Origin of the sequence: Pyrobaculum calidifontis JCM 11548 (genome assembly GCF_000015805.1) — an archaeon.
GTDB classification, from domain to species: Archaea; Thermoproteota; Thermoprotei; order Thermoproteales; family Thermoproteaceae; genus Pyrobaculum; species Pyrobaculum calidifontis.
Map to the genome: position 1 here is coordinate 340,800 of NC_009073.1, position 16,886 is coordinate 357,685.

Below are 16,886 nucleotides of genomic sequence, written 5' to 3' on the forward strand. Positions count from 1 at the left end.
TGCCCCTTAAGCGACTCTAGGGCGGTCTACACAGCTAGAGCTGTATCACCACGTCGGCGACCTCCTCGAACTCCCCTAAGTGCGAGGTAACTATCACGGTCGGCACGACTGATGTTAGGTCTCTGACGAGTTCCACGATTCTCCTCCTGTGCTCTTCGTCGAGGTGCTCCGTGGGCTCGTCGAGCATCATGAAGGGCGCCGTGCCTATCAACGCCCTGGCGAGGGCCACCCTCAGCGATAGGGCCAGCAGGTTCTGCTCGCCGAGGGAGAGGAGGGAGTGCTCTATGTGCCCGTTAGGCGTATGTATACGCACGGCGTAGCGGCCCCCCGCCTCGACCAGTTGGACAGACTTAAAGGCCTCCTTGTGCCTAAGCCTTAGGAACACTGCGTTGAGCTCCTCGTTTATGGCCTTGAGAAGTATCTGCCTGGCAAGGGGCTTCACCTCCCCCAGGACCGCCCTTATGTTCTTGGCCGCGGCGAGGGCCTTGTCCAACTTCTCCAGCTCTGCCCTCGCCTTTTCTAACTCAGCCGCGGCGCCTGCGAGCTCTCTCTCGGCCTTTTCCAGCTCCCTCCTCAGCTCCTCTGCCCTTGAATGCGCCTTGAGGTACTCCACGTATGCGGCTCTCAGCTCTCTGTACGCCTTCTCTGCCTCCTCCGCCTCGGCGGCGGCCTTGGGCAAGGCCTCCTCTACCTCGGCCAGCCTCGCGCTCGCCTCCACGGCCTCCCGCCCCAGCTCCTCTCTCCTCCGCCTCAGTTCCTCGAGCCTTTTTACGAGCGCCTCCTCCTTGGCCATCACGGCGGCGAGGTAGCTACGCCTAGCCTCCACCTCCCTCTTTAGCCGGTACTGCGCCTCTAGCTCCCCCAGCCTCCTTCTGGCCTCCCGGAGGTCGAGGGATAGGTACGGCTTGTACAAGTGGTACGCCTTCTCCAGCTCCTCGGCCCTCTTCATCTCTGTTCTCACTTGCTCAAGGGCCTTGGCCAGCCTCTGCACCTCGGCCTCGAGCCCCGCCACCTCTAGCTCGTGCCGCTGGACGGCCTCCCTAGTGAGAGGCGAGCCGCACACGGGGCACCTACCCCCCTCGGCCCTCTGTGCCAGCCTCAGGGCGTCTCGCAGAAGTTCAAGCCTAGACTTGAGCTCCGCCTGCCTCTTCGTCAACTCCTCGTACCTCCGCCTCAGCTCCTCCAAGACGCGGGGGTCGTACGTCCTCACCTCCTCTGGCACTTTCTCGGCCACGGCCACAGCCTGCCTCAGCTCGTAGTACTCCTTCTCCACGTCACCCACCTGCGGCAGAGACGCCAACTCAGCCTTTGCTTGCTCCACCTCCGCAAGCCCCCTCTCCACCTCTTCTAAGTCCCGCTCCACCTCAGCCACGGCGCGGGCCAAGTCGGCGAGCCTCTTCTCCAAGGCCTCCCTCTCCTTGGCCAACGCCGCCGCCCTCTCCCTGGCCTCGAAGTACCTCCTCTCGGCATCTCTAAACCTCGCGGCGAGGGGCTCCAGCTCCTTTACCCTAGCCTCAGCCTCCGCGAGGCGGGCCTTAAGCTCCTCTATCCGCCTCTCGGCGTCTTTCACCCTCCTCTCCAGCTCCTCCGCCCTGCCGCCGACCCTCTCCCTCCTGGCCCTAAACTCGTTGAAGATGTCCTTAACCACCTCGTCCACTTTGTCAAACTCGTCCAGCTTCAACACCCTGTCGATGTACTCGGGCTCTTGTAAAATCCTCCTGAGCTCCCCCTGCCGTATGTACAACAGATTTCTAAACTCGTCTACGCTGAGGCCGAGCCTGGATTTGACGTAGTCTGTGACCTCTGTGTCCCCCCTCGCCTCCACGGAGCCGTCGACGGAGAGGTAGGCCCCCAAGCCGCCGGACTCGCCGAACCTCCTCTCCACCACCACCTCCCGCCCCCCTACTACAAGCGTCAGCTTCACCTCGCCGTGCGGAGAGCCTCTCCGCAAGAAGTCTGCCCACTTCCCGCCCACCTTCCTCACCCACTGGGAGCCGAAGAGCGCCACCGCCACGGCCTCCATGAGGGACGTCTTCCCAGAGCCGTTGGGCCCATAGACGAAGTTTACCCCCTCGCCGAACTTAAAGACGGCCCTCGCGTGGGCCTTGAAGTTTACTACCTCAAGCCTCTTAATCATAGATGGCCTTTAGCAACAGCCTATACGCCGCCTCGCGCTCCCCCTCTCGCACAAGCTCCATGGCCCTTAGCACGGCCTCTGCGTGGGGCCCCAGCCTCTCGCGCATGAGGCGCCAGATCTCCTCAAAGGCAGCCCCCCTGGGGGCCACCGCCCTCTGGATCCCCCTCGACGTTCTGTCTACCACATCTACGTGGAGCGCCTTTGAAAAACGGGCCGCTATCTGCCGGGGCCGCGCCTCCGCCTCGCCGTAAAGCTCAAGCCGGACCACTGCACCGGGTCTGTCGAACATCTTTACGGCCTCTTCCACGGCCGCCTCCAGCTCCTTGGAGTCGCGGAAGTAGAGCCTAACCCGGTACATGGGCCGCCTCGGCCTAATGGGCAACGGCCTTGTTGTAACAGCTCTGCCAGCGGCGTCTATCAACACGGCGCCCTTAGCCGCGGCGTCTTGCGTCTTCTCAAAACTCCCTCCGTAGTCCCAAGTCTCAAACTCCCCAGCGTCCCAAAGCTCAAGAGAGCCGGCCCAGAGGGCTCCCACTGGGTGGCTGGCCAAGTGGTCGTGGACGTGGCCGGCGGCTATGTGTAAGAAGGAGAGGCCCTGGAAGACCGCGGGGGGCATGGAGAAGTCGTCCTCCTCCACTGGGTACCGCGCCTTCACCCCCTCTATCGCCTGGTGTATGGCTAGGATGGAGCGAGGAGGGGCCCTCTGCAGAAGCTGTCGATACTCCTGGGCGTACTCCCTCGGCGTGGCGCATGCCCCAAAGACCGTAACCCCGCCCAAGTCGGCCGCCTCCCAGCAAAGCAGCCTCGCCAAGCCCAGCTTGTCTATAAGCCTAAGCGCGGTGTCGTAGAGGCACTCCTTAGGCGCAACGCAACGCCCAGCCTCAGCCCTAAACCGCGTGTAGGAGAAGTCGTGGTTGCCCCCTATGAGCAAAATGGGGACTTCCACCTGCTCCACCACTTCTACAAATTTTACAAGGGTCTTGGTGGAGGGCCGTTTTAGGTCAAAGAGGTCCCCCGTGACGAGGACGGCGTCTGCGGACTTGCCCAGGCGGATTGCCTCTCTGAACGCCTCGAAGTAGTCCTCCTCTCTCTCAGGCAGGTGGTACTGAGCCCGGCCGAGGTGGGCGTCTGAGATGTGCAATACCTTCATAACACTTCCACCGCCTCTTCGAGAGCCTTGTACACGTGGGGACACCCCGCGCGGCCGCAGAGGCTACACACGGGGACGCCGTCTTCAAACGTCACCACGGCCCTCTTGTCGCCGTCCGACACCTCCACCTCCACCCTGTCTCCCACCCTCCTCTTGGCCAAGACTCTCATAGCCGCCGCTGCTACGGCCACGCTTGGGGGCGGCGGCGATTTGTACAGCCGGCGCCACATTTGGACAACGTCGGCTGTCTTGTCCACTCTCCACGCCGTGGATAACTCGATGTCGGCGCCGCCGTACTCCAACACCCGGTCTCTCACCTTTATTACGACGGGGAGCTTGGCCACGGGGCCCAGCACCACGGCCTCCCCCACGTCTAGGCCTGGGAGGTTTTCCAACATGTCCTGGGCTAACAACTCGCTGCTCTCCCGCACGGCCTCTTGGTCTTTGGGGTTTACAATGCGCATTATGACTTGGCTCTGGCACTGGCTCACCACGTCTGGGTCGACCTTGCTCGGCCTCTGGGTTATCACCACGAGGTAGACGCCGAACTTCCGCCCCTCTGACGCCACACGGGAAATGGCCTCGTAGGACTTGGTCTTCCTAAGGGCCTTGGGCGGGGCGAAGCGGTGCGCCTCTTCTACCACCAAGACCACTGGCCAGGGTATTTTAACGCCCTTCAGCTCTCTCACTTGTCTAACCCGGGCCTGGAAAATCCTATTGACGAGGTGCGAGACCACGTAGTCTTGCACCTCCTCGTTGACGCCGGCCAAGTTGACGATGGTTATGTCTGCAAGTATTTTAGACAGTGGCGTGGAGCGGGGGGCAAAGACGCCGAGCCTCTTCAGCTTCTTGAGGTAGGTCAAGGCGCTGAAGATGGCGTGTCTATCCCGCTTGGCCAACATCTTCAAGTCCTCCGTTGGGAAGTCGCCGCTGAGCTTGAGCTGTTGAAAGAGCTTGTTCAACGCCGCCTCTCCCCTCAGCGCCGTGTAGAGGACCTTCTGCATAAAGGCCAGCCCCACGGCCTTGCCCAACTCCTTCCGCACTCTCCTGGCGTAGGCCCAGGCGAGGTATATGGCGTATCTAATCTTCTTCGCGCCTGGCGGCACCCCCGCGGCGTTGGCCAAGGCGTCTGGCTCACTGTCGAGGACCCCGATCTTGTACATCAAGTCGCCTTGGTGGTGTTTAGACACCTTCACTACCCTAGCGGAAAAGGGGCCCAGCTTGTATATGGAGTCTCTAATGGGGACGTACTCGCCGTGGGGGTCAATCACGACTATCTTGGCCCCCTTTTTCAACAACTCCTCTATTAAGACCACGGAGAACCACGTCTTTCCAGACCCCGTGGCGGCGATGACGGCTATGTGGCGCTTGACGCCCTCTAGGTCTAGGCAGATTTCCACATCCCTCGTCGCGAGCCTCCCCACGCACAGCCCGCTTTTCACTCTAAACAGCTCTGCGATTTCTTCGTCGTCTGCCAAATACACGGCGGCGCCGATGCGGGGCGGCTGTTTGGGCTGCCTCAGCTCTCCCCCGCTGAGGTAGCCGAGGACTTTCACCTTAGCGAGGTGCACCTCGAGTATGTTGTTAGACACCTCGCTTATCACGCTGTAGAGAGGCAGATCCCTCTTGGCAGAGTAGGGGTCGCGGTAGAGCCTTATTATCTGGCCCAGCAGACGCACGTTGGCCAACTCCCCGCCCTCAACCTCCACGTGGTCTACCACCACGTAGTCGTATAGGCTGACCGGCCTCTCGGGGTCAAGCGTCGCCAAGTACTCAAAGGGGGTCGCCGCCGCCACCACGTAGCCAATCTTCATATCCCCCAGGCCAGCTTCACCCTCCTAGCCGTCGCCACGTTTTCCGCAAAACTCTTGATATACACGGCGTACTCCGAGAGCTGGCCAGCCCTCATTGACGCAATGGAGTGTGCATACCAAAGCCACGTGTTGTAGTGCACGGGGTCCCGGTACTGCTGCGCCAAAAGCGCCGCGACGTCGTCTACAGCCGCGGCGGGGTAGAAGGCCTTGACAGCCGCGCCGTCGAACATGCGCGTCCCATCCGCCGGCATGTCCACGAGGAGGGGCTGATCATCGCGGCCCAGCCTCACGTAGAAGAAGTAGACCTTGGGCAACGCGTCGAGCGCCTCCTTGACCCTCCCCACCACGTCGCTGTCGAAGCTCTCTCTAAGCCTAAAGATTAGCGAGTCTTGAAGCCGCTCCTCGGCGGCCTTCACCAGCTTGTCCACAGTGGCCAAGCCTTTGTAGTTGATATAGGCGTCGCAGCCCCCCACCAACATGGGCACAGTGTAGTGGCCGGGCGGGAGGACTCTGGCCAAGAGGTCTGAGTCTGTGACCGACTGCGCAATTAACAGCGCCAGGAGCCTCGCCCCCTCATAGTCGTACCGCCTAGCCCTCTTATAAAGCTCAACCAGCTCCTTTCTAAACCTCCTAATCCACAAGACCGAGTACCAGGAGAGCCCTTTTTGAAAGACGTACTCCCTACTCCGCTCGCTCAACTTCTCAAACACCGCATGCTCCTTCAACAGCTTAAAGCTGTGATCCTTTGAGACAAAGACCAGCCTGGCCCCGAGCTCCCTGGCCCTGTGAATAAGTCTAGAGAGAGCGTACAACGCCGCGACGAACTCCGGCACGTAGTACAAGTTTTGAAACTCCCTGGTGAGTATCAGGTTGTGGACAAGCCGCATGGCCTTGGCGTAGAGGGAGCCGTCCATGAGCAGCACGTCTACTCCCCGTCTCTCAAGCGCCTTGATGGCCACGAGGGACTCCACTATTGTCAAATAGGCCCAGGCCAACGACGGCGAGTCGACGACGGCCACGTCAACCTTCACCTCTCTCTCAATAAAGTCGGGCCCCACGGCGGCTGCGCGGGCGATAATGACCTGGTGCCCATTGGAGAGCCTCACGACGCCGACGCCCCCGTCGACCCCGGCCACGCGTAAATCGGCCACAGTCCCCCCATCTATGCGCTTGTGTAGAATTCTATCCCCCAGCGCCTCCACTGGGTAGTCGTACTGAGGGCGGCGGCCTACATATTCGGCGAGCTTCCGCCTAGCCTCAACGACGAAGAGGTCGAAGAACTGATCCACGCATATTTTATCTAAAGGCCTTATATAGGTGCGATAGAAGCAGAAGTAGAGGGGGTAGACCAAAAGTTTAACCCAACCCCCCGGCGGTAGGGAGAGAAAACATATAAGGAAGAGGCGGGTAGAAGACGTGGAAGAGCTCGCCGCAAAGGTGGCCAACGTGCGGAAGACACTCAACTCTCTCTTCTACAAATTCTCCGACGAGATAAACGGGAGTCTAACAGCCGTGCTAGTGAGAGAAAACTTCATCCTGGTGGGCCCCCCGGGGACTGCCAAGACTATGCTCGTCGCCTCTATTGCAAAGCTTCTGAAAGCCAAGTGGTTCTACCGCCTGTTGACCAAGTTCACAGAGATTGAGGAGGTCATCGGCCCCATTGACGTGGTGGAGCTGTTGAAGGGCAACGTGAAGAGGATATACGCCAACTCCATCGTCGAGGCGGACTTCGCGCTATTGGACGAGATCTTCAACGCGTCCAGCGCCATTTTGAACACCATGCTCACGATACTCAACGAGAGAGTGATATACGACGGGGGGAGCATAATTCCAGTCAAGACGTGGACCGTCTTCGGCGCCACCAACCGAGTGCCAGATGAAGAGGAGCTACAGGCCCTGTACGACCGCTTCCCCCTGCGCGTTTTCACAAAATATGCACAGCCCGAGGAGACGGAGGAGCTTATGAAGACTGGGCTGAGGCTGAAGCGGGAGTTCGACAAACTGGCGCCCATCATGTCCATGGACGAGGTGAAGAAGGTGAACGAGTATCTGCAGAACTACGTCTACGAGAACATGGACGCCTTGGTAAAACACGTAGCCCCAATAGTGGCCTCCTACCTAGACCATGTAGTCATTTCAAACCGCACAAGGGTCAAGGTGCCCCTATACGTGGTGTCCTACCTCACAGTGATGGGGCTGAGGCCCTCCGACTTAGATGCGGCCACCATTAGAGCCGGCACCCTCAAGGTGTTGAAGTACTTGGTCAAAGACAAGGAGGACATCGCCGAGTACGAGAGCTTCATTGCTACACATCTCCCAGGCGGACTCTCCGTGTTGTACGACCTAGTCAACGAGATCAAGGCGCTGGTAGCCAACAACGCCCTGTCTATCGCAAGGGAGAAGCTTAGAGAGGCATACGAGATCTTAGAAAAGTCGGTGGCAGACCCGGTCACATACCGCTTCTTCCAAGCCGAGATAGACGAGGTCAAGTCCACTCTAGACATGTTGAAGAGCCAGCTGTAGGCGATGGGCTCTCTCATAAACGTAGACTACTCAGACGAGCTCACCAGGATGAGAGTGCACGAGATTGTGAAATACTTCCAACGCCTCGGCATCCCCATAAAGCTGTCGAAAATCCCCAACGACGCCATAGCGGACTCCTTCTACGTCCACTACAGAACCCCCATCTTGAAGGAGAAGGCGGAGAGAGGCGAGGAGCTCTGGCACTTCTTCCTAAGATCCTACATATCGGCGGACGTGTACCAAGACGTTGCCAAGATAAGCAGATACAACTACCAAGTCTCCAAGTCTGCTTCAGTTAAGCTCCTCCGCGCCTTCAACAGCCTCCTGTCGCGGGTAGAGAGAGGCGCCATAGAGGGAGTAGACGAGAAGAGCGACTACAGAGAGCTGAGCCAAAACCAGCAACTTAGACAAGAGATAAACAGCCTCCTCCGCTTCTACCTAGGCAATATAAAGAACATAGAAAACCTCCGGAAGTCCCTCGCCAAGGCCCTAGGCGACGAAGTGGGAAAAGAGGCAGCCGAGCTCCTATTCGACATAGACATAGACCCCTACAGGGCGAGGCTGGCCAAGATACTGGAGGCCTTAGTGCAGTTGGTCTCGGAGGCCGGCATTGAGATGGAGCTAGGCCCCCTGGCCGAACGCCGCGGAGTCATCTCAGGAGTCACGAGGCTTAGGTCATTCTCAGACCTCCAAAGGGCCACAAACTTGAGCAAGGCCATCTACCTACAGTCAAGGGAGCTCTTTGGCTACAAGCTGGCCACAAGATCTCTCTCAATCTACGACGTCTCAGTAGACGTGAGAGAAAAGATATACCTGTTGGTGGACAAGTCGGGCTCAATGTTCTACACCCTCTACGACGGCTTCGCCATGGACATGACGCAGAAGATAACTTGGGCAACGGCCCTCGCAGTGGCGTTAATGAAGAGGAGTAGGAGGGTGGTGATGAGGTTCTTCGACCAGATAGTATACCCCCCCATCACAAACACGCGCGAAGTTATAAAGGCCCTCCTCAAGGTGTTGCCGCTAGGCGGCACCGACATCTCCGCCGCGTTGTACACCGCTGTGCGAGACGCAAAGGCGTACGGCCTCCACAGCTACAAGCTAGTGCTTGTGACAGACGGCGAAGACGACATGATAAACCCAGAGGCGATAAGGGCGGCGAAGGCCGCCTTTAGAGAGGTGAAGGCGATACTAGTGGGAGGCTCCAACGAGGTGATCGAGGCCCACCTCCCCGCTATAAAAATAAACATGGCTAACCCAGAGTCGTTGAGAGAAGTGCTAAAAAACATTTAATAACACACCACAACTATTGTACAATGTACTGTGGCGATTTAGCCTCACGGCCCCCAGTCACGATAACCAGCGACGCAACTCTGTACGAGGCCGCCGAAAAAATGGCACAACACAAAGTAGGCCTCCTAGTCGTGGTGGATAAGGCAAATCCGAAAAAGCCCATCGGCGTCGTATCCGAGAGAGACGTCATAAGGGCCATCGCGGCCAAGATGCCGCTAGACACAACCGTGGACAAGGTGGGCACAATGCACAACTTCGTATTCGTATACGCAGACGACCCAATTACAACAGCTGCACGTAAGATGAAAGAACGCAACGTGAGACACGTGGTAGTCTTAGACAAAAACGGGGAGCTATACGGCGTAATATCCATAAGAGACTTAATTAAGGAGAGGGCAGTGCTAGAGATTTTGGCGCGCGACAGAGCCCCCACAAAAGAGTAACCTTTTTTAACACCACTTAAGGCCCCCCACATGCAGAAAATAGTAATAGGAATAGCCCTGGCGATAGTCGCGGCGATCGTGGCCGCGGCTTTAATCCTAACTCAGACGCCCCCTAAGTCGCCCACCCAGCCGTCAACTGGGCAGGGGGGCAAGGTATACGTCTACTCGGTGGAAATAACCGGAGGCCCAAGCATAGTAGCCTACTACATACCCACAGACGCGGGCCTTATCTACGGCGAGAAGGTAAATCTCACCTCTTACTACTTCATGTTCAAAAATGGGGTGATAAACATCTTGGCCAACACCCCCCAAGGCATTCAAAAGGTCACATACTACGAGAGGTTGCTAGAGGTGTGTAGAAACTCCACCACCATAGCCACTGTGGCTGGAGAGCGCATTACTCTGTCAAATAGCCAGTGCTCCCCGTCCACCTCGCCGCTTCCAACGGTAAAATCCTTAGACGAGTTGATCTTAGTAGTCCAAGGGTTACCCGGCCCCACTTCGCAGTCTCAGTGGGTAAAATCCGGCGTAGCGCAGACGCCCTTTGGCCAAGCCACAGTGTACACCAACATCACCCAAGTTCCAATCATGACAGGCCTAAACGCCGTTTTGAACTACGAGAAGCAAGTACTGCCAGACGGCACCATATACCTGCTCAAGGCTCAGTTGGCATATGGAAACCAAGTGGCGGCCACGTTGACATACACACTTAGGAATATAACGGCTATGGCTCCCGAGCTCAAGGCAATTGTCGACGAGCTCTCTAAGGACGTAGTGGCCAAAAACGGCGGCGGCCTCGACTTGCTTAAGGTGGCTGAGAAAATTGGAATGACCTTCGACGGGAGCTGGCCAGCCGCCATAGTCTTCTTCGACTTGCAGTGCCCATATTGCGCCCAGCTCTTTAAATACAACTACACTCTGTTCCAAGGCCACAAGCTCGTGTTAGTGGACTTGGTCGTTCACCCAGAGGCCCTTGAATCGCACCAAAGGCTTAGGTGCCTCTATCAGACAGCCCCAGACCAGGTAATACCGACGCTGAGAGTGTTGTACGACAGATTTCTCGCACGCGACGCCAATTACACCGATGTGTTGCCGAACCAAACCTGCCAAATAGACGTACAAGCAGGTATGCAACTAGCCCAGCTGTTGGCAGGACAGAACGTGGGCACGCCGATGGTGGTGGTTGTCTACCCCAACGGCACATATGCGTTGACTGTGGGCTACGACCCGGCCTCTATCGCCAAGGCGCTGAGGGGTTAGCCGTACCTTTTTATAGCTCTAAAGTATATCACCGCAGCCAGTAGGGAGGGGATTAGCATGAACGCCGTGAGGGCGTACATTGTGGGGTCTCCCCTGCCTCTGGCGGCGTAGTTCCACAGGAGTATCGGCGCTGTGATAAAGTCGGGGCTTGTGGTAAAGGCTGTTTTTATGTAGGTGTCGAAGGAGTTGGCGAAGACTATTAGAAACACTGCCACAAGGGCCGGCGCCAGTATTGGCATAACCACGGAAAAGGCGGTGCGCGCCTCCGAGGCGCCGAGCGTTCTCGCGGCCTCCACTACGCTACGCGACACATATGCCACATACGGCGCAAGCATTACGTGAGCCATAGGGAGGGCGAAGGCCAAGTGGGCTAGGAAGACTCCCAAGGGGCCGTACAAGTCTATGCCCGTGGCCTGTTTTACCACGAAGAGCGCCGCGGCGAAGGCCAAGGCCTCAGACACCTCTGGCATCACTATGGCGCCTTGGGAGAGGACTATGTAGCCCCCGCCGCGTAGGGTGTAGGCCATGAAGACGCCGAGTAGCACAGAGGCGGCGGCCACGCCTAGCGCAATGACGACGCTGTTTAAAAGCGCCGTCCAAGCCTCTCTCCACGCGAATAGGGACTCGTACCACTTAAGCGTAAAGCCGCCCCACACGTAGGGGAGCTTGCTGGCATTGAAAGAGAGCGCCAAAATTACGGCGACAGGGGCGTACAGCGCCGCTATGAGGACCCAGGCGTAGAGGCGGAGAGCCCTCATATGGAGAAGGGCCTAATGGCTTTTACAACTACGTAGGTGGCCAAGAGGGAGAGCCCCGAGAGGGCCAGGGAGAGAATGCTGCCGTTGTAAAAGTCTCTGGACTTGAAGTAGAGGTCCCAGATGTAGCTCCCAAAGGTGTATACCTTCCCAGCGCCCAGAACGGCTGGCATAATTACTTCGCCTAGGGCTAGGAGGAAGACTAACACAAAGGCCGCCACTACGCCTGGCATAGTGAGCGGTAGCTCCACTCTTAGAAATGCTTGAAGCCTAGAGGCGCCCAGCACCCGGGCCGCGTTTACGGGAGTCTCGCTGAGCTTCTCCACAGCGGCGTAAATGGTCAAGAGGGAGTAGGGGAGGTACTCGTACACCATGCCCACGAGCACTCCCAGCGGCGACCCCCAGAGCCTTAGCCCAGTGAATTTTTCCACTATGGCGAAGAGCGTGAGGAGCGAATAGGCCTTGAGAAGCGTTCCAATCCACAGGGGGGCCACCAACAGGGCGAACTCCAGCTCTGTGCCCCTCTTGGCGAGGTAGTAGGCGGCGGGGTAGGCAAGGGCTATGGACACCACGGCGGTCGCAGCGGCTAGGAGAAACGTGGTAGTCAACATGGAGAGGGGAGGCGTCTTGAGCTCGCCCCCGCCCACTGCGTAGTAGCCGAGGGCTAGGAAGGGGAGGTAGAAGAGAAAAACGACGGCCGCGAGCCCCGCCAGGGCTACCTCCTTTATCATTCCTCGAGGAGATACACGTCTTTTGCGTCCCACCCAAACTCCACGGTCTCTCCCACGGAGACGGGCGCGTCTAAGTCCACATATGCCTTGAAGACGTAGCCGTCGGCCTGTATCTCCACTTTTTGGTAGTGCCACAGGAAGGTGACGTCTACCACCTGGCCCTTCAGCCTGTACGTTCCTCCTCCGAGCACCACGTCCTCGGGCCGTATCACGGCGTAGCCCTCTTTCGCGATGCCGAGGAGGCGGGCGGGCACTATGTTTGCCTCTCCGAAGAACTCTGCCACGAACTTGTTCCTCGGCCTCTTATACAACTCCACCGGCCTCCCCACCTGCACCACTTCGCCGTCTTTCATAAGGGCAACTCGGTCGCCTATCTCCACCGCCTCAAATCTGTCATGTGTGACATAGATGAGCGTAAAGCCCAGCTTATTGTGCAAAATCTTCAACTCTTCCAAGAGCTTGTTTTTAACGTCGAGGTCCACGTGGCTAAATGGCTCGTCTAAGAGGAGCAACTCGGGCTCCACCACGAGGGCCCTCGCCAACGCCACCCTCTGCTGTTGCCCACCGGAGAGCTGGCTCACCCTCCTCTCCATAAAGACGTGGGGGTCTAAGTGGACGAGCTCTAGAGCCCACATCACCCGCCTCTTCACCTCCTCCTGTGGCACCCCCCTGACCCTTAGCCCAAACGCCACGTTTTCAAAGACGTTCAAGTGGGGGAAGAGGGCCAAGTCTTGGAAGAGCATGGAGATCTTCCTCTTCTCAGGCGGCTTATCAGTGACGTCTACTCCCCCTATGTACACTCTGCCCCCCGCCAGGGGGACCAGCCCTGCCACAGCCCTGAGTAGAGTGGACTTCCCACTCCCCGAGGGGCCCAACACGACGAGGCCCTCGCCGGCCTCTACATACAAATTTATATTCTTCAACGCGGAAAAACTGCCGTATTTGACGGAGACGTCTCTCAGCTCCACCGAGAGACCCACGAGGGTCACATGACCAGTGTTTATAAACAATGTAGAAGTGAAAACATATGACGCTTGGAAGAATACTGCTTGCCCTAGGCTCTCTACAATTTATTGTCGCAATGCTTGTGGCAGAACAGCTCTACCCAGGCTACAACCCCTTGCACAACTACATCAGCGACTTGGGGGCCCTCAAGGCGCCGACTGCCCCACTATTTAATACAAGTGTAATACTGCTGGGCGTATTAGGCCTCTTGGCAGTTTTCCTCCTTAGGCGAGAACTAGGCCGTGCAGGCGCTTCGCTTCTTGGACTTGCGTCGCTCGGGGCCATGGGCGTTGGGTTCTTCCCCGAGGACTACGGCCTCCCCCACTCCATCTCTGCGCTTATTGCGTTTCTCTTCGGCGCACTGGCCGTGATAGTTATCGGCCTCAGACGCGGCGGCATCTTCAAGCCGCTGGGGATCACACTGGGAGCCATTTCGCTTATAGCCCTTGCCCTCTTCATCCCCCGGGTAAGCACTCCGCTGGGCATAGGCGGCATCGAGAGGCTAGTGGCCTACCCAGTACTTATATTCCTAGCAATATACGGCTTAAGTGGAAAAACGACTGGTAAAAGTAGTAGCGGCAATACCCAGCGGGCATAGACACTTAAGGCTAGTCCTCTTTTTTAACGACGGGGAGGTAGTTGTCCTTACAGAGGCGTTGGCGGCGGGGCTCGCCCGGGCCTATATAGACGTGGTGGCCCACCCCAGGCGGAGGGGGGTCGTGCTGTGCGTGGAGGAGGTGGAGGACAAGAAGCCTGGCTATGCCGCTGTCCAGCTTGTCGAATGTGGAGGTGAGGCCGAGGCTGTGGAAATGGTAGACTCCCTGTTAAAAGGCGGGGGTCTTGCAAAAGATAAGCCTGGCTGAGGCCGCCCGCCTGACCTCCTCCGGGTTGGCGGACCCCTCTGTGGGCCTTTTAACCGCCTCCTCCGGCGACAATAGCTTCGCGCTTCCCCTCTTTATCTCCTCGGCTAGTTGGAAGTACGCCCTGCGGAAGGGGACTCCGCTTAGCGCAATGGCCTCCGCCGTGTCTGACGACGTGGCGTAGTACGTCTCGGCGTCGAGCCTGGCCTTCTCGCAGTTGAACTCCAGCCCCTCTACGAAGTCCCTCAGCACCTCCACGCCCTCCCCCGCAATTTTGAGGATTGCCCAGAGGTGCCGCGTGGCTTCTTGTAGATCTAAGCTGTAGCCGGCGCCTATTTTCGCCTGTACGGCGTACAGCGCGGTGAGGTGGCCCACGGCCTCCGATATACGCGCCCGGAGGACCTCCAACGTGACTAAGTTCCTCTTGTGAGGCATAATGCTACTGGTCGATACGTGGCTGTCCGGCGCCTTGACGTACCCAATAGCTGGGCTATTCCACCGTATAAAGTCGTCCACGTACCGGGACAGCTCCACTAGGAATGACACGACTATGGAGGCGGCGGCTGAGGCAAAGAAGCGGCTCCCAGAGGCGTACAACGCGTTGCCCACCACGTCTTCGAAGCCCAGGGCCTTGGCCAGCCGCCTTCTGTCAATAGGCGTCTTTACCCCGCCCGCGGGCCCCGCGCCCAGGGGAGACCTCTTGAGGAGGGGCTCGACCCCGGCGAGCGCCCTGGAGAACTCTTCCACCAATTCGTCTATGGAGAGGAGGTAGTGGCCGAAGGTAATGGCCTGGGCCGGCTGGAAGTGTGTAAAACTCGGCATGGCGCAATCGGCGTACTGCAACGCCCTCTTGGCCAACGCGCACCGGAGAGCCGCGAGGCCCCTCTTAAGCTCGGCTAACTTCCGCAGAGCGGCTAGCCTAATGGCCGCTGCCACGTGGTCGTTGCGAGATCTGCCAAGCCCAAGCCACCCTCCGGCCTCTTCGCCCACTCTGTCTATTACCCACTTCTCCACGGCCTCGTGTATATCCTCAAAGCCGCCTTTGGCAAGGGCGTCGTAGTCTACTTCGTCAAGCGCCTTGGCGATTCTCTCGGCGGCCTCCCTTGGGATAACGCCGACTTCTGCCAAGTGTGCCACGTGGGTTTTTAAAATCTTTACCACCTCCTCGGCGATTTCCACGTCGTCGGCCATGCTAGACGTATAGCGCCTGACCAAATCCCCTCCTCCGCCTATCCAAGAACGGTAAAAAGCCATGGATAAGAGTGGGCTATATTTGAACTTCAAGCCTCTCTGTGAGGAGCTCGGTCTTACACCTTGGGCAACAGTACGTCACTAGGACGTACCTCTTAGACTGCGCCTTTCTTCCACACTCCACGGGCTTCACGGGTTTTTTGCACGTGGGACAGACCACGGTTTTTTGCCCCATCGCCCCTAGAAAAAGGTAGAATATAAAAAGTCTTGCCAGATATATATGTTATATACCCCTTCTCCGCCTCGCCGTGAGGGAGTGGAGACTCCACATCTCGATGAACCCCCGCGCCTCCTCGTCGGTGGGGTACCACCCCCTGGAGTAGTCGGCGAGCTCCTTGCTGTACCCCCCATGTGGAGACCACCTCCCCACCACTTGTACACTGCCCTTGTAGAGCTTTACCCTTACCTCCCCCGTCACCCACTTCTCCATGGCCTCGGCTGCCGCCTCAAGCGCCTCCCGGAGAGGCTCCACGAAGAGGCCCTGGTACACCAAGTCGGCCCACTGGGGGTCAAGGACGTGGTGTTTAAACCTGAGCTCCCTAGGCGTGAGGACCAGCTTCTCCAAGTCGACGTGGGCGTGGTAGAGCACCACTGCGGCGGGGGCCTCGTACACCTCCCTGCTCTTGAATCCAACCAGGCGGTTCTCGATGTGATCTATTCTCCCCACGCCGTGGGCCCCAGCCAGGTGGTTTAGCTCTGCCACCAGCTTGTCCAGTGGCATCTTCTCCCCGTTCACGGCGACGGGGAGCCCTTTTTCAAACTCCAGCGTTAGGTAGGCGGGCTCGTTAGGCGCCTTCTCAGGCGCCACTGTCCACTTAAAGGCGTCCTCAGGCGGCTCCTCGCGAGGGTCGTCCAGCGGCCCTCCCTCGATGGAGCGAGACCAGAGGTTGTCATCTATGCTGTACTTCTTGTGCTCCTCGCCTATGGGCAAGCCGTGGCGTCTGGCGTACTCCACCTCCTCGGCCCTAGTCATGCCCCAAATCCTCGCCGGCGCAACGATCTTCAAGTCAGGCGTCAATGCCTTTACTGTCACGTCGAAGCGCACTTGGTCGTTGCCCTTGCTTGTAGAGCCGTGGGCCACGGCGTCCGCCCCAACCCTCCTGGCCACTTCCACCACCTTCTCGGCGATTAGCGGCCTAGCCAGCGCCGTGCCCAGCGGGTACTGCCCCTCATACATGCCGTTCATCAAAATGGCCCTCGATATATACTGCTCGGCGAACTCCCTCTTAGCGTCTACATAGAAGTGTTGCACTGCCCCAGCCTTGTACGCTCTCTGCTCAACCTCGGCGAAGTCCTCCTCTTGTCCAACGTCGACGGTTACAGTGTAGACCTCTGCGCCGAGCTTCTCCGAAAGCCACTTAATTGCTACAGTGGTGTCGAGGCCGCCCGAGTACGCGAGGACTATCTTACTCGCCCCGACTTACTCGCCATAGTCCTCCACGTCGCCCTTAAACTCTTCCAGCTTCACAGAACCTCCCTTTATGCGGGCTATATACCGCGCCCCACATGTTGGACAACTCACAATTTCCCCGTCCATCACGTCGTCTGGAAGCTCGAACTCTGTTCCACAGACCTGGCACGTTACCACCAGCTTTTGCTTTGCCATGTACTTCCAATTCTAACTCATTAATAAACTTAACTCGCTCTTATACTCTTTATAAATA

17 protein-coding genes are annotated in these 16,886 nt (G+C 58.2%); 6 read left to right on the plus strand and 11 right to left on the minus strand.

The features are described from left to right. Positions 1-34 precede the first annotated feature (34 nt). The 4 genes from PCAL_RS01915 to PCAL_RS01930 are packed head-to-tail and all read right to left on the minus strand — an operon-like array spanning position 35 to position 6,390. A complete protein-coding gene (locus tag PCAL_RS01915) occupies positions 35-2,137 on the minus strand; it encodes an AAA family ATPase (RefSeq protein ID WP_011849048.1) in 2,103 nt (700 codons plus the stop codon). Then, positions 2,130-3,287 (minus strand): DNA repair exonuclease, encoded by a 1,158-nt coding sequence (locus tag PCAL_RS01920; RefSeq protein ID WP_011849049.1) that lies wholly within the window; start codon positions 3,285-3,287, stop codon positions 2,130-2,132. The genes PCAL_RS01915 and PCAL_RS01920 overlap by 8 nt, the downstream gene beginning before the upstream one ends. Beyond that, positions 3,284-5,101: a helicase HerA domain-containing protein gene (locus tag PCAL_RS01925; protein ID WP_011849050.1), complete on the minus strand. Its 1,818-nt coding sequence runs from the start codon at positions 5,099-5,101 to the stop codon at positions 3,284-3,286. Before PCAL_RS01925 ends, PCAL_RS01920 begins: the two co-directional genes overlap by 4 nt. Continuing rightward, positions 5,098-6,390, minus strand: coding sequence for a DNA double-strand break repair nuclease NurA (locus PCAL_RS01930; protein ID WP_193322815.1), 1,293 nt, complete (start codon positions 6,388-6,390; stop codon positions 5,098-5,100). Before PCAL_RS01930 ends, PCAL_RS01925 begins: the two co-directional genes overlap by 4 nt. A gap of 127 nt (positions 6,391-6,517) precedes the next feature. Here PCAL_RS01930 and PCAL_RS01935 point away from each other — a divergent pair, with 127 nt between their 5' ends. From PCAL_RS01935 to PCAL_RS01950, 4 genes are read left to right on the plus strand one after another with little or no spacing between them, the layout of a single operon-like run. Then, a complete protein-coding gene (locus tag PCAL_RS01935; RefSeq protein WP_011849052.1) occupies positions 6,518-7,624 on the plus strand; it encodes an AAA family ATPase in 1,107 nt (368 codons plus the stop codon). A gap of 3 nt (positions 7,625-7,627) precedes the next feature. Further along, positions 7,628-8,917 carry a vWA domain-containing protein gene (locus PCAL_RS01940; RefSeq protein WP_011849053.1) on the plus strand — a complete coding sequence of 430 codons (1,290 nt, stop codon included), beginning with the start codon at positions 7,628-7,630 and terminating at the stop codon, positions 8,915-8,917. 23 nt (positions 8,918-8,940) lie between these two features. Continuing rightward, positions 8,941-9,360, plus strand: coding sequence for a CBS domain-containing protein (locus PCAL_RS01945; RefSeq protein ID WP_011849054.1), 420 nt, complete (start codon positions 8,941-8,943; stop codon positions 9,358-9,360). Between the two features lie 30 nt (positions 9,361-9,390). Beyond that, the gene (locus tag PCAL_RS01950; protein ID WP_011849055.1) at positions 9,391-10,620 is read left to right on the plus strand and encodes a DsbA family protein; all 1,230 of its coding nucleotides are present in this window, start codon (positions 9,391-9,393) and stop codon (positions 10,618-10,620) included. Here the strand turns inward: PCAL_RS01950 and PCAL_RS01955 are convergent. The 3 genes from PCAL_RS01955 to PCAL_RS01965 are packed head-to-tail and all read right to left on the minus strand — an operon-like array spanning position 10,617 to position 13,086. Continuing rightward, positions 10,617-11,378 (minus strand): ABC transporter permease, encoded by a 762-nt coding sequence (locus PCAL_RS01955; RefSeq protein ID WP_011849056.1) that lies wholly within the window; start codon positions 11,376-11,378, stop codon positions 10,617-10,619. The two genes, PCAL_RS01950 and PCAL_RS01955, sit on opposite strands and share 4 nt — an antisense overlap. Next, entirely contained in the window at positions 11,375-12,106 is a 732-nt protein-coding gene (locus tag PCAL_RS01960; protein ID WP_011849057.1) for an ABC transporter permease, read from the minus strand. Before PCAL_RS01960 ends, PCAL_RS01955 begins: the two co-directional genes overlap by 4 nt. Next, a complete protein-coding gene (locus tag PCAL_RS01965; protein WP_011849058.1) occupies positions 12,103-13,086 on the minus strand; it encodes an ABC transporter ATP-binding protein in 984 nt (327 codons plus the stop codon). Before PCAL_RS01965 ends, PCAL_RS01960 begins: the two co-directional genes overlap by 4 nt. A gap of 47 nt (positions 13,087-13,133) precedes the next feature. On the opposite strand from PCAL_RS01965, the gene PCAL_RS01970 reads away from it, so the two are divergent. Then, the gene (locus tag PCAL_RS01970) at positions 13,134-13,709 is read left to right on the plus strand and encodes a DUF998 domain-containing protein (protein WP_011849059.1); all 576 of its coding nucleotides are present in this window, start codon (positions 13,134-13,136) and stop codon (positions 13,707-13,709) included. After that, the gene (locus PCAL_RS01975; RefSeq protein ID WP_193322816.1) at positions 13,660-13,974 is read left to right on the plus strand and encodes a hypothetical protein; all 315 of its coding nucleotides are present in this window, start codon (positions 13,660-13,662) and stop codon (positions 13,972-13,974) included. Before PCAL_RS01970 ends, PCAL_RS01975 begins: the two co-directional genes overlap by 50 nt. On the opposite strand, the gene PCAL_RS01980 is transcribed toward PCAL_RS01975, so the two are convergent. From PCAL_RS01980 to PCAL_RS01995, 4 genes are read right to left on the minus strand one after another with little or no spacing between them, the layout of a single operon-like run. Next, a complete protein-coding gene (locus PCAL_RS01980; protein WP_011849060.1) occupies positions 13,936-15,225 on the minus strand; it encodes an argininosuccinate lyase in 1,290 nt (429 codons plus the stop codon). The two genes, PCAL_RS01975 and PCAL_RS01980, sit on opposite strands and share 39 nt — an antisense overlap. Positions 15,226-15,238: 13 nt before the next feature. Beyond that, positions 15,239-15,397, minus strand: a complete 159-nt coding sequence (locus PCAL_RS01985; protein WP_011849061.1) for a hypothetical protein — start codon at positions 15,395-15,397, stop codon at positions 15,239-15,241. 48 nt (positions 15,398-15,445) lie between these two features. Continuing rightward, positions 15,446-16,627 (minus strand): argininosuccinate synthase, encoded by a 1,182-nt coding sequence (locus PCAL_RS01990; RefSeq protein ID WP_193322968.1) that lies wholly within the window; start codon positions 16,625-16,627, stop codon positions 15,446-15,448. A gap of 15 nt (positions 16,628-16,642) precedes the next feature. Next, positions 16,643-16,828 carry an alpha-aminoadipate/glutamate carrier protein LysW gene (locus PCAL_RS01995; protein ID WP_011849063.1) on the minus strand — a complete coding sequence of 62 codons (186 nt, stop codon included), beginning with the start codon at positions 16,826-16,828 and terminating at the stop codon, positions 16,643-16,645. Positions 16,829-16,886: the final 58 nt, after the last annotated feature.